This window comes from Pseudomonas sp. GM25 (genome assembly GCF_000282255.1).
Classification (GTDB): domain Bacteria; phylum Pseudomonadota; class Gammaproteobacteria; order Pseudomonadales; family Pseudomonadaceae; genus Aquipseudomonas; species Aquipseudomonas aphyarum.
Genome location: NZ_AKJQ01000013.1, coordinates 18,688 through 30,073 on the forward strand (window position 1 = coordinate 18,688; position 11,386 = coordinate 30,073).

Annotated in this window: 13 protein-coding genes; 2 read left to right on the forward strand and 11 right to left on the reverse strand. The window is 60.6% G+C overall.

Annotated features, from left to right (window positions below; translation table 11 throughout):
• Nucleotides 1-3: 3 nt before the first annotated feature.
• The gene (locus tag PMI24_RS05300) at nt 4-486 is read left to right on the forward strand and encodes a hypothetical protein (protein ID WP_007951655.1); all 483 of its coding nucleotides are present in this window, start codon (nt 4-6) and stop codon (nt 484-486) included.
• Here the strand turns inward: PMI24_RS05300 and hemN are convergent.
• From hemN to ccoG, 6 genes are all read right to left on the reverse strand, one after another.
• A complete protein-coding gene (gene hemN, locus PMI24_RS05305) occupies nt 483-1,865 on the reverse strand; it encodes an oxygen-independent coproporphyrinogen III oxidase (protein ID WP_007951656.1) in 1,383 nt (460 codons plus the stop codon). The two genes, PMI24_RS05300 and hemN, sit on opposite strands and share 4 nt — an antisense overlap.
• Nucleotides 1,866-1,947: 82 nt before the next feature.
• Nucleotides 1,948-2,631, reverse strand: a complete 684-nt coding sequence (locus PMI24_RS05310) for a sulfite exporter TauE/SafE family protein (RefSeq protein WP_007951657.1) — start codon at nt 2,629-2,631, stop codon at nt 1,948-1,950.
• Nucleotides 2,624-2,836, reverse strand: coding sequence for a cbb3-type cytochrome oxidase assembly protein CcoS (ccoS, locus tag PMI24_RS05315; protein ID WP_007951659.1), 213 nt, complete (start codon nt 2,834-2,836; stop codon nt 2,624-2,626). The genes PMI24_RS05310 and ccoS overlap by 8 nt, the downstream gene beginning before the upstream one ends.
• A gap of 22 nt (nt 2,837-2,858) precedes the next feature.
• Nucleotides 2,859-5,309 (reverse strand): heavy metal translocating P-type ATPase, encoded by a 2,451-nt coding sequence (locus tag PMI24_RS05320; RefSeq protein WP_007951660.1) that lies wholly within the window; start codon nt 5,307-5,309, stop codon nt 2,859-2,861.
• Nucleotides 5,310-5,442: 133 nt separating this feature from the next.
• Complete coding sequence (locus tag PMI24_RS05325) at nt 5,443-5,982, reverse strand: FixH family protein (RefSeq protein WP_007951661.1); 540 nt, start codon at nt 5,980-5,982, stop codon at nt 5,443-5,445.
• Between the two features lie 11 nt (nt 5,983-5,993).
• On the reverse strand, nt 5,994-7,409 hold the full coding sequence (gene ccoG / locus PMI24_RS05330; protein WP_007951662.1) for a cytochrome c oxidase accessory protein CcoG: 1,416 nt from the start codon (nt 7,407-7,409) through the stop codon (nt 5,994-5,996).
• Nucleotides 7,410-7,886: 477 nt separating this feature from the next.
• Here ccoG and PMI24_RS05335 point away from each other — a divergent pair, with 477 nt between their 5' ends.
• The gene (locus PMI24_RS05335; RefSeq protein WP_007951663.1) at nt 7,887-8,891 is read left to right on the forward strand and encodes a metallophosphoesterase family protein; all 1,005 of its coding nucleotides are present in this window, start codon (nt 7,887-7,889) and stop codon (nt 8,889-8,891) included.
• A 76-nt stretch (nt 8,892-8,967) separates the two neighbouring features.
• On the opposite strand, the gene PMI24_RS05340 is transcribed toward PMI24_RS05335, so the two are convergent.
• From PMI24_RS05340 to PMI24_RS05360, 5 genes are all read right to left on the reverse strand, one after another.
• Nucleotides 8,968-9,375 (reverse strand): type II toxin-antitoxin system VapC family toxin, encoded by a 408-nt coding sequence (locus PMI24_RS05340; protein WP_007951664.1) that lies wholly within the window; start codon nt 9,373-9,375, stop codon nt 8,968-8,970.
• Nucleotides 9,376-9,630: a type II toxin-antitoxin system Phd/YefM family antitoxin gene (locus PMI24_RS05345; RefSeq protein ID WP_039770179.1), complete on the reverse strand. Its 255-nt coding sequence runs from the start codon at nt 9,628-9,630 to the stop codon at nt 9,376-9,378.
• A gap of 171 nt (nt 9,631-9,801) precedes the next feature.
• Nucleotides 9,802-10,785: a cytochrome-c oxidase, cbb3-type subunit III gene (gene ccoP / locus PMI24_RS05350; RefSeq protein ID WP_007951666.1), complete on the reverse strand. Its 984-nt coding sequence runs from the start codon at nt 10,783-10,785 to the stop codon at nt 9,802-9,804.
• Nucleotides 10,782-10,967 (reverse strand): CcoQ/FixQ family Cbb3-type cytochrome c oxidase assembly chaperone, encoded by a 186-nt coding sequence (locus tag PMI24_RS05355; RefSeq protein WP_003175465.1) that lies wholly within the window; start codon nt 10,965-10,967, stop codon nt 10,782-10,784. Before PMI24_RS05355 ends, ccoP begins: the two co-directional genes overlap by 4 nt.
• 6 nt (nt 10,968-10,973) lie before the next feature.
• The coding region (locus PMI24_RS05360; RefSeq protein ID WP_007951667.1) for a cbb3-type cytochrome c oxidase subunit II at nt 10,974-11,386 on the reverse strand (413 nt) is incomplete at its 5' end.

Genomic DNA, 11,386 nt, shown 5'->3' on the forward strand with positions numbered 1-11,386 from the left:
TCGATGACTGCTATTGGTACGCTGACCCCCGGTAACAGTGGCATTGCGTCGTTGCTGGAAAGTGCTGAAACCTCCGTTGACGATGAGTCCGGCACAGACGCCGCATCGTTGGGAAGCCCGACCTTGGTCGAGGGCGTCAAAGTGTCGCTGTCCGGTGCCGCCATTGCAAAATCCGCCGGTGCCGGCGGGAAAAACCGCGATATCGAAGAAAGCGGTTTGCCTGAAAACGTCCAGCAATTGCTGAAGATGATTCGCAAGTTTCGCCAGCAGATCGCCGAGAAGAACGCCCAGATCAACGCGCTGATGGCCAACAAGACCCTCTCCAACGAAGAGCGATTCGCCAAGATCGCTGCCCTCAAAGGCGCCATCTCCGCCCTCAACAACGGTCTGATCACCGCCAATCTGTCCCTGGCCAAGGTCATCGACCAATCGGGCCTGACCGCTGACCAGAACCTGAAAACCAACTCGCTGCTGATGAAGAGCTAAATCACCCGCGAAAAACGCTGGCGGTTCTGCTGCTCCAGATACGCGTCGAACACCATGCACACCGAACGCACCAGCAGGCGCCCGGCCGGCAGCACGGTGATGCGCTCGCGATCCAGTTCGATCAGCCCGTCCTGCGCCATGCCCTGCAATTGTGGCCAGAGCGCGCCGAAGTAACCCTGAAAATCGATGTTGAAACTGCGCTCGATCTCGGCGAACTCCAGGCTGAAATTGCAGATCAGTTGCTGAATCACCGCGCGGCGCAAGCGGTCGTCGGCGTTGCACACCAGGCCACGGCTGGTGGCCAGTTGCGCGCTGGCGAGGGTGTTCTGGTAGTGATTGAGATCGCTGCTGTTCTGGCAGTACAGATCCCCGATCTGGCTGATGGCCGACACGCCCAGCCCGATCAGGTCGCAATGACCGTGGGTGGTGTAGCCCTGGAAGTTGCGTTGCAGGGTCGATTCTTCCTGGGCAATCGCCAGTTCATCGTCGGGCAGGGCGAAATGGTCCATGCCGATGTAGCGGTAGCCGGCGGCGGTCAGTTGTTCGATGGTGCGTTGCAGCATTTCCAGCTTCTGCGCCGGGCTCGGCAGTTCGTTGCCGTTGATCCGCCGCTGCGGCATGAAGCGTTCCGGCAGGTGCGCGTAGTTGAACACCGACAGCCGGTCCGGTTGCAGGCTGATGACTTCCTCGACGGTGCGGGCGAAGTTGTCCGGGGTCTGCTTGGGCAGGCCGTAGATCAGGTCGATGTTGATCGAGCGAAATTGCAGGGTGCGCGCCGCATCGATCACCGCACGTGTTTCTTCCAGGCTTTGCAGGCGATTGACCGCCCGTTGTACCGCCGGATCGAGATCCTGCAGGCCGATGCTGACTCGGTTGAAACCCAACTCCCGCAACAGGCCCATGGTCGACCAGTCGGCTTCGCGTGGGTCGATTTCGATGCCGTAGTCGCCGGAGTCATCGTCCAGCAGATTGAAATGCTTGCGCAGGTGCGCCATCAGTTGCCGCAATTCATCGTGGCTGAGAAATGTCGGCGTGCCGCCGCCGAAGTGCAGTTGCTCGACTTTCTGCGCCGGGTCGAGGTGGCAGGCGATCAGCTGGATTTCCTGCTCGAGCCGTTGCAGATAAGGCAGGGCGCGGCCGCGATCCTTGGTGATGACCTTGTTGCAGGCGCAGTAGTAGCAAATGTTCGCGCAAAACGGCACGTGCACATACAGCGACAACGGGCGCAGGGCCTTGCGGCTGTCGCGCAGGGCGTGAAACAGGTCGAAGGTGCCGACCTGACTGTGAAATTGCACGGCCGTCGGGTACGAGGTGTAGCGCGGCCCCGCCAGGTCGTAGCGGCGGATCAAATCGGTGTCCCAACGAATGGCGTCGAGCATGCGGGCATTCCCCCGGATAGGCTGGCAGTGTGCCGAGTCTAGGGGAGGGCACAAAAAGGCGTCTTGATTTGCATCAACGGGATCAGTGGCCCATCAGCCAGTGCTGGTGCGGCCCCGGCAGGGTCCAGATACCGAACAGGATCACCAGCAGACCGCCGGCCATGCGCACGCTGCGTTTGCGCAACAGCGCCGTCACCCGCTCGGCGGCGAGGCCGGTCGCCAGCAACACTGGCCAGGTGCCGAGCCCGAAAGCGAGCATCAGCAACGCGCTGTCGATTGCATTGCCCTGGCTGGCCGACCACAGCAACGTGCTGTAAACCAACCCGCACGGCAGCCAGCCCCACAGCGCGCCGAGCAGTAAGGCCCGGGGCAGGCTCGACACCGGCAGCAAGCGATTGGCGACAGGCTGAATGTAACGCCACAGTCCGCGACCGAGGCTTTCGATACGGGTCAGGCCGCTCCACCAGCCCGCCAGATACAGGCCCATGGCGATCAGCAGCAAACCCGCGAGTACGCGCATGAACAGCGCAGCAGGACTGTTGGCAACAGCCCATCCCGCCATCCCGATCAGCAATCCCGCCGTGGCATAACTGAGGATTCGCCCAAAGTTATAGGCCAGCAGCAATCGAAAGCGTCGGCTGCGTTGCTCCTTGGGAATCGCCAGGGTCAGCGCGCCCATCAAGCCGCCGCACATGCCCAGGCAATGCCCGCCGCCGAGCAGGCCGAGAATCAACGCAGACACCAGCAGTGGCGCCAGTTCAAGCATGGGGTGGCGCCTTGTCGTCCGGTTTGGCGGGGTTGGCTTCGTCCACCGCAGCGGTGTGGTTCGGATCCTGGTCGTCGAACAGGATGCTGTGGGCCGGGCCGTCGAGGTCGTCGTACTGGCCGCTGTCCACCGCCCAGAAGAAGATGTAGACGGCGATGGCCACGATCAGCAGCGCGGCCGGAATCATCACGTAGAGAGCTGGCATCTGTACTCCATGCCCGCGCGGCTCAGGCCGGCAGCGGGCGGGTTTCTGACGTGGCGTTTACGGCCGGCGCACTCGGCAGGCGAGTCAGGCGCAGGGCGTTGAGCACCACGGTCAGCGAACTGATCGACATGCCGACGGCGGCCCACACCGGAGTGATCCAGCCGAGGGCGGCGAACGGCAACATGAGGCCATTGTACAGCGCGGCCCACAACAGGTTCTCGATGATCACCCGACGTGTGCGGCGGGCCAGCGTGAAAGCTTGCACCAGAGCGTCGAGGCGGTTGGACAGCAGCACCGCGTCGGCACTGGTTTTCGCCAGATCAGTGGCCGAGCCCATGGCCACGCTGATGTCCGCAGCGGCCAGCACCGGCACGTCGTTGACTCCGTCGCCGAGCATCAACACCTTGCGACCGGCCTTGTGCAGTTGTTGCAACACTTGCAGCTTGTCGTCCGGGCGCAGACCGCCCCGGGCTTCGTCGATACCCAGTTCGGCAGCGACGCTGGCGACCATCGGCGAACTGTCGCCCGACAGCAACAGCGTGCGCCAGCCGCGCGCCTTGCACGCCGCGAGCAGGGCCGGGGCGTCGTCGCGCAGACGGTCATCGAGGGCGAACCAGGCCAGCGGCCCCTGACTGTCACCGAGCAGCAGCCATTGACCCGGCTCCTTCGGCATCGAAGGCACCGGAGCGCCGCCGAGATCACAGACAAAATCCGCCTGACCGATGCGCAAGCGCTGTTCGCCAACCAACCCTTCAAGCCCCAGCCCCGGCGTACTGTGGACATCTTCGGCAGCCAGCGGCGCGCGACCGAAGGCGCGGGCGATCGGGTGTTCGGAACGGTTTTCCAGGGCGGCGGCCAGACTCAGGCACTGATCGCTGTCGAGGGCACCAAGCGGGCGGATCGAGCGCAGCACCAGCCGGCCTTCAGTGAGGGTGCCGGTCTTGTCGAAGATCACCGTGTCGATCTGGTTCAGGCCTTCCAGCACATGGCCGCGCGTCAGCAGCAGGCCGAGTTTATGCAGGGTGCCGGTGGCGGCGGTTAGGGCGGTCGGCGTCGCCAGCGACAGCGCGCACGGGCAGGTTGCAACCAGCATCGCGAGGACGATCCAGAACGCCCGTGACGAGTCCAGCTCCCACCAAAGCAGGCCTATGGCAGCCGCCGCGATCAGCGACAGCAACAGGAACCATTGCGCGACGCGGTCGGCGATTTCCGCCAGCCGTGGTTTTTCCGCTTGGGCGCGATCCAGTAGGCGGACGATGGCCGACAGTCGCGTGTCCTGGCCCAGCGCCTGCACCTCGACGGTCAGCGCGCCTTCTACGTTCAGCGTGCCGGCGGTGACAGCATCGCCCTTGGTGCGCGGTTGCGGCAGGTATTCGCCGGTCAGCACCGACTCGTCGATGCTCGACTGGCCATCGAGAATCTTGCCGTCCGCGGGCAGCACAGAACCCGGTTGAACCAGCACCCGGTCACCGAGGCGCAGTTCGCTGAGCAGGATGCGTTCACTCTGGCCAGCGTCGTCGAGACGCAGGCACGAAGCGGGCAACAGATTGACCAGTTGTGCGGTGGCAGCAGCGGTGCGCTCGCGGGCGCGGCGTTCGAGGTAGCGCCCGGCGAGCAGGAACAGGGCGAACATGCCTACCGCGTCGAAGTACAGCTCGCCGACCCCGGTGATCGAAGTCCAGATCCCGGCGACATAAGCCGCGCCGATCGCCAGTGATACCGAGACGTCCATGGTCAGGTGACGGGTGCGCAGGTCGCGCATGGCCCCTTTGAAAAACGGCGCGCAGCTGTAGAACACGATCGGCGTGGTGAGGAACAGCGCGACCCAGCGCAGGATCGTGTGCAGCTCCGGGCTGAGGTCGATGTTGAATTCCGGCCAGGTCGCCATGGTCGCCATCATCGCCTGAAACCACAGCAGCCCGGCCACACCAAGCTGACGCAGGGCGAGGCGGTTTTCGCTGGCCAGTTGTTCGCTGGCGCGGTCAGCCTGATACGGGTGCGCGGCGTAACCGATGTGGCGCAGTTCGCCGAGGATCTGGCTCAGCGGCAACTGAGTGTCAGCCCAGCGCACATGCAGGCGATGGTTGGACAGGTTCAGTCGCGCCTCGGCCACGGCGGGCAGGGTGCGCAGGTGTTTCTCGATCAGCCAGCCACAGGCGGCGCAACTGATGCCTTCCATCAACAGCGTGGTTTCGGCCAGTTCACCTTCGTGGCGCACGAAAGGTTGCTGCACGTCGGCGCGGTCGTACAGCTCAAGCTCATCGACCAATTGCACTGGCAGCGCTTCGGGGTTGGCTGAAGCTTCGCTGCGATGCTGGTAATAACTTTCCAGGCCGCCGGAGACGATGGCTTCGGCCACGGCCTGACAGCCAGGGCAGCAGAACTCGCGGGATTCCCCGAGCACGACGGCGGTGAAGCGGCTGCCCGACGGAACGGGCAGGGCGCAGTGGTAGCAGGGGATTGGAATGGTCATGAGGCGTTCCGATGATCGTTCCCACGCTCCGCGTGGGAATGCCTCCCTGGACGCTCCGCGTCCGCTTCGGCTGGGACGCCGAGCGTCCCTGGCTGCGTGCCCACGCAGAGCGTGGGAACGATCAGTGTAAGGCTTATTTTTTCAGGTCTTCGGCGCCTTGCAGCGGCTCGTCACCCAACAACAAATCCTTGTCATGGCTGACCAGCTCTTCCTCGAACATCCGCCACACGTGGTCGTCCTGAGTGCCCAGCAATTCAACAAAACGCCGACCTTCGATCTTGTCGCTCAACTGGCCAATGTAGCGGCCGGTTTCAGTCTCGCTGCGAGCGAGGACGATCTTGCGATCCTTCTCCGGCTGGGTCGGCGAGATCAGGTTCAGCTCCAGGGTTTTCGGCTGGCTGTCGCCGCTCAGGCGCAGGTCGACTTCGCCGGTCACATCATCCAGATGCACGGCAGCGCGCATCTTCAGGGTCTGCGCCAGCAGCTCACGATCCAGCGAACGGTTGATGCCTTTGCCGGCCTCGTAGTAGTTGTCGTTGACCAGGTTGTCCGGGTTGTTCACCGCGATGGTCACCATGGACAGCGTCAGGGTCACCGAACAGGCCAGAATCCCGATGATGATCCATGGCCAAAGGTGCTTGTACCAGGGACTTGCGGCGTTTGCTGCGGGCATGTTCAGTTCTCTCAACGATTTTGTGGGCCGATGAAACGGCTCTTGGCTTCTACGTGGACACTGTCGTCATCGGCATCCTTGAGGATGAATTTCACCTCGTTGGTGCTCGATGGCAATTGTTCAGGCGCGCTCGACAGCTCGACCGGCATGCTGAAGATTTCCCCGGCCGGTACCTTGATCTCGCGCTTGCCTTGCAGGCGCAGATCCGGCAAACCGGCGGCTTCCAGCACGTAGGTATGGTCGCGCTGATCCTTGTTCATGATCTTCAGGCTGTAGACGTTTTCGATCCGGCCTTCGGCGTTTTCACGGTACAGCACGCGGTCCTTGCTGACGTCGAAACCCACCAGCGAACGCATGAAAAAGGCCGTCACCAACAGACTGATCATCGCCAGCAGCACCACGGCATAGCCGATCAGGCGTGGCCGCAGTTTATGGGTTTTCTGCCCGGACAAGTTGTGTTCGGTGGTGTAGCTGATCAGCCCGCGCGGGTAATCCATCTTGTCCATGATGCTGTCACAGGCGTCGATGCACGCGGCGCAGCCGATGCACTCGATCTGCAGGCCGTCGCGGATGTCGATGCCGGTCGGGCAGACCTGAACGCACATGGTGCAATCGATACAGTCGCCCAGGCCCTGGGCCTTGTAGTCGACGCCTTTCTTGCGCGGACCACGGCTTTCGCCGCGACGCGGGTCGTAGGAAACGATCAGCGTGTCCTTGTCGAACATCACGCTCTGGAAGCGCGCATACGGACACATGTAGATGCACACCTGCTCACGCAGCCAGCCGGCGTTGCCGTAGGTGGCGAGGGTGAAGAAACCGACCCAGAAATATGACCAGCCATCGGCCTGCCCGGTGAAGAACTCGAAGACCAGTTCGCGGATCGGCGAGAAGTAGCCGACGAAGGTCATGCCGGTGACGAAACCGATCAGCAGCCACAGCGCGTGCTTGGCGAATTTGCGCAGGAACTTGTTGGCGCTCATCGGCGCCTTGTCGAGCTTGATGCGCTGATTGCGGTCGCCTTCGGTGACCTTCTCGCACCACATGAAAATCCACGTCCACACGCTTTGCGGGCAGGTGTACCCGCACCAGACCCGGCCGGCATACACGGTGATGAAGAACAGGCCGAACGCCGCAATGATCAGGAGCCCGGAAAGCAGAATGAAATCCTGCGGCCAGAACGTGGCGCCGAAAATGAAGAACTTGCGCTCCGGTAGGTTCCACCACACGGCCTGATGGCCGCCCCAGTTCAGCCAGACCGTGCCGAAATACAGCAGGAACAAGGCAGCGCCGCCCATCATCCGCAGATTGCGGAACAGGCCGGTGAAAGCACGGGTGTAGATTTTTTCTCGAGAGGCGTAAAGGTCGACGCTGTTGTTCGCGTTCTTGCTGGGTGGCGTGACGTCGTGTACCGGAATCTGGTTGCTCATCATTGCATCCCACGGCAGTGGAAAAATGCCTCGGTCGATACGTGCCGGCCGGGGTCAAAAAGGGGTGTTGCGGTGGCGCAATGATACGCCTGTCATGTCGACGAACGGGTGCGACCTTTGGTCGCGTTGGGCAAAATCAATTGATGGTGTAATGACTTGAATCAATTGACTTGTGAGGGATCACCCTTTTTTGCCCGGCCGATAAATCAGTCTAGGCGATTCGTCGCCGTTACGCTGCCGGGGGATACGCATGGCCGAAAACCGACCCTTCGTTGTCCGGTTTTTCGTAGTTGAACTTAGAGAGGTCTTATTGAAGTAAGTGGCCCTGCCTTCTGTTGTTTTTGTTTTTGTTTTTGAAATAACTTTATTTAATTGCTCATGTGGTCGGCTTTGAAAGATTCCGTTTAATCGAATATGTTTGCGTCTGGCGATATTCGGTCGCTAGTTATTATTCAAGTTAAATGGAGTTTCGAGGCTATGGCTTTTAATGGAGTTGTAAAATTTCTGCTGGGTGTCTGTTTATTCTCTTCTGTTACTTTGGCTCATGCCGTTGAGGGCGCTCCACGGCATATGGTGTTCGCGTCCGACACGCAATATCCCTGGACTGACAAGACCGACAGTAGAGAGCCGGAATCCGATGCGGACTTCGAAAAACGTGCCAAGTGGCTGGTGGACAGCCAGTTGGGCAGTATCGCTGCGTTTCGAAACGCCCATGGAGGGCAGGCGGCAATCCCGTTGATGATCAACGGTGACATTACTGCTTTTGGCCATGGCTGGCAGCGGTCCTATATGAAATCGGCCCTGGAAAAATACTTCAAGGGTGATTACCTGTACGGCTTGGGTAATCATGATTACGAAAATAACGTGGATGACTGTTTCAGTAATAGTTGTGCGGCGGGTAGCATTGTCGAGTTCAACGAACATCATAAGGGGAAGGTGGATAACTTTGACCTCGAGGTCACTGGGGCTTTTCTGGATATTCGTTATTCGGGCAGTCTCGCGTACTCGAAAAATGTCGGAGACGTTCATTTGGTACAACTCAATAATGAGCCCACCTACACCACGAAGATTGCTCATGCGTTGAATCCGACAACTTTCAATATCACCAGCGCTCTGGACTGGCTTGAAACGGATTTAAGGCTTGCGCGGGTATCGGGTTACGCCATCATCATCAACATGCACAAATGGGATGACTGGCAGGGGGACTGGCAACAGCAACAGCGCTTTCAGGACATGATCGAGAAGTATGAGGTCACCGCCATCTTTGCCGGTCATTACCATACGCAAGGGGGAGGCAAGCGCTGGATGGGCAAAGTGCCGATGTTTCTCAGCGGCGCAACGTCCCAGCAAACGTACCTGACGGCGAGCTTCTCGGATGATCGCAAGCAACTGCACGTCAACCTGATCGAGAACAACGAATGGCAAAAACCGCATTTCGTGCACACGGTTCCGGTGAAGTCCATCTGGGCCAGCCGCCCATAAGCAACGGCCCCGCCAATTTCCATTGGCGGGGCCGTTTCATTTTCGGGCACGGCTTTTCTTCGGTAAGGCGAACGCCTCAGTCCCATGGATTGATGACTTCAACACCGCTGGATTCAAAGTCGGCGACATTGCGAGTGACCACGGTCAGTCCATGGACCAGCGCCGTTGCCGCGATCAGGGCATCACTTTCATTCGCCTGATCCGGCACATGAATGCGGGCACAGCGCAGGGCGACAGCCGCATCGACCGGCAGAATTCGCGCATCGAAGGCCGGCATCACGTGGCGCTTGAGCCAGGTGCGCAGAACCTTTCCCTGAGCCGGATCACGGCGCTCCATGCGAAGGACGCCGGTCTCCAGTTCCTTCAGCGTAATGGCCGAGATAAACATGCGAGGGGAGATGACGGTTCTGGCCCAGGCGACAACGTTCTTGTCGGCCTGGGGTTTGCGCAGTTCGGAAATTACGTTGGTGTCGAGCAAATACATTCAGGACAGATCCACGGGGCGGTGAGTGATCACGGCACGCTCGGTTTCGAACTCGATGTCTGCCGCTTCAGGCATGACCAGCAGATCGACGATGCTCGCGTTGAGGCCGGTGAGTTTTTCGTACTCCTCAATGCTTAGCAGTACGTGGGCGGGCTTGCCACGATCCGTGATGATCACCGGCCCATTGCGCGCGGCTTTTTTGGCACTGCTTGTGTCCTGATTGAATTCGCGGCTGGAAATGGTGGTGATGGCCATCATTGCGACCTCTCCTGAAAAAGATATGTAGCAACGTTACTACCGCGTCCGGCGTCTCACAACCGGGAAGGCCTGACAAGCCTGACCGCTGGTCGGCCATTCAAAGGGCAGAAACAAAACGGCCCCGCCAATTCTCATTGGCGGGGCCGTTTTTTGCTTCAAGCGTTGGCCTTACTGGGCCTCGGCTTCCGCCGGTTTTTCACCGTGGGACAGGCTGTAAACATACGCCGCCAGCAGGTGAACCTTGTCGTTGCCTTGCAGTTGTTCCTGGGCAGGCATCTGGCCCTGACGGCCGTAACGGATGGTCTGCTGCAGTTGGGCGAAGCTCGAACCGTAGATGAACGCGGCCGGGTGGGTCAGGTCAGGTGCGCCCATCGCTGGCGTACCTTTGCCCGCCGGGCCGTGGCACGCCACGCAGTTGGCGGCGAACAGTTTCTGGCCATTGGCGACGTCTGCCTTGGTGCCTTCCGGCAGCTTGCGGCCATCCAGATTGCTCACCACGAACGCGGCCACGTCGGCCACGCCTTGTTCGCCGATCACTTCAGCCCAGGCCGGCATCACGGCGTGACGACCGCCCATGATGGTGGTCTTGATGGTTTCCGGCTCGCCGCCCCAGCGCCAGTCGGCGTCGGTCAGGTTAGGGAAACCATAAGCGCCCTTGGCGTCGGAACCGTGGCAGACCGAGCAGTTGGAGGCGAACAGACGGCCCCCCATCTTCAGGGCTTGCGGATCCTTGGCGACTTCTTCGATCGGCATGGCGGCGAACTTGGCGAAGATCGGACCGAACTTGGCGTCCGAGCGAGCCATTTCCTTCTCCCACTCGTGAACGCCGGTCCAGCCGGTCTGGCCGTTGGCGAACGCGGTCTGCTTCTCGGTATCGAGGTAGTTGTAGCCCGGCAGCAGGCCTTTCCAGTTGCCCAGGCCCGGGTACAGCACCAGATAACCCAGAGCGAACACGATGGTGCCCACGAACAGCATGAACCACCATTTCGGCAGCGGGTTATCGTACTCCTCGATCCCGTCGAAGGAGTGGCCGACCGTCTCGTCGGTCTGCTCGGTGCGCTGGCCCTTGCGGGTCGACAACAACAGCCAGGTCAGGGAAAAGATCGTACCGAGACTGAGGACTGTGACGTACAGACTCCAGAATGTAGTCATTCTTTGTTACTCCTAGAAGCTTGCTCGACGTGCTTGATGGCTTCGGGATCATCCGCGAAGGGCAGCAAGGTCGCGTCTTCAAACTCCGACTTGCGCTTGGGGCTGAACACCCACAACGCCAGGCCGATGAAGGCAACCATCACGACAACGGTGCCCAGGCCTCGAATCATCCCGATATCCATTAAGAATCACCGTTTGCTTTTGATGATGGTGCCCAGGCCTTGCAGATAGGCCACCAGCGCGTCCATTTCGGTTTTGCCCTTCACGGCATCCTTCGCACCGGCGATGTCTTCGTCGGTGTAAGGGACGCCGAGCGTGCGCAACACTTCCATTTTCTTGGCCGTGTCTTTGCCATCGAGCTTGTTTTCTACGAGGAACGGGTAGGCCGGCATTTTCGACTCGGGGACGACGTTGCGCGGGTTGTACAAGTGCGCACGTTGCCAGTCATCGGAGTAACGACCGCCGACGCGGGCCAGGTCCGGACCGGTACGCTTGGAACCCCACAGGAACGGGTGATCCCAGACGCTTTCACCGGCGACCGAGTAGTGGCCGTAGCGTTCGGTTTCGGCACGGAACGGACGGATCATCTGCGAGTGGCAGC

What these genes read in the sequence shown, in the direction of transcription:
- PMI24_RS05300 (WP_007951655.1), top strand. Translation starts at nt 4, where the DNA reads ATGACTGCTATTGGTACGCTGACCCCCGGTAACAGTGGCATTGCGTCG.
- hemN (WP_007951656.1), bottom strand. Translation starts at nt 1,865, where the DNA reads ATGCTCGACGCCATTCGTTGGGACACCGATTTGATCCGCCGCTACGAC.
- PMI24_RS05310 (WP_007951657.1), bottom strand. Translation starts at nt 2,631, where the DNA reads ATGCTTGAACTGGCGCCACTGCTGGTGTCTGCGTTGATTCTCGGCCTG.
- ccoS (WP_007951659.1), bottom strand. Translation starts at nt 2,836, where the DNA reads ATGCCAGCTCTCTACGTGATGATTCCGGCCGCGCTGCTGATCGTGGCC.
- PMI24_RS05320 (WP_007951660.1), bottom strand. Translation starts at nt 5,309, where the DNA reads ATGACCATTCCAATCCCCTGCTACCACTGCGCCCTGCCCGTTCCGTCG.
- PMI24_RS05325 (WP_007951661.1), bottom strand. Translation starts at nt 5,982, where the DNA reads ATGCCCGCAGCAAACGCCGCAAGTCCCTGGTACAAGCACCTTTGGCCA.
- ccoG (WP_007951662.1), bottom strand. Translation starts at nt 7,409, where the DNA reads ATGAGCAACCAGATTCCGGTACACGACGTCACGCCACCCAGCAAGAAC.
- PMI24_RS05335 (WP_007951663.1), top strand. Translation starts at nt 7,887, where the DNA reads ATGGCTTTTAATGGAGTTGTAAAATTTCTGCTGGGTGTCTGTTTATTC.
- PMI24_RS05340 (WP_007951664.1), bottom strand. Translation starts at nt 9,375, where the DNA reads ATGTATTTGCTCGACACCAACGTAATTTCCGAACTGCGCAAACCCCAG.
- PMI24_RS05345 (WP_039770179.1), bottom strand. Translation starts at nt 9,630, where the DNA reads ATGGCCATCACCACCATTTCCAGCCGCGAATTCAATCAGGACACAAGC.
- ccoP (WP_007951666.1), bottom strand. Translation starts at nt 10,785, where the DNA reads ATGACTACATTCTGGAGTCTGTACGTCACAGTCCTCAGTCTCGGTACG.
- PMI24_RS05355 (WP_003175465.1), bottom strand. Translation starts at nt 10,967, where the DNA reads ATGGATATCGGGATGATTCGAGGCCTGGGCACCGTTGTCGTGATGGTT.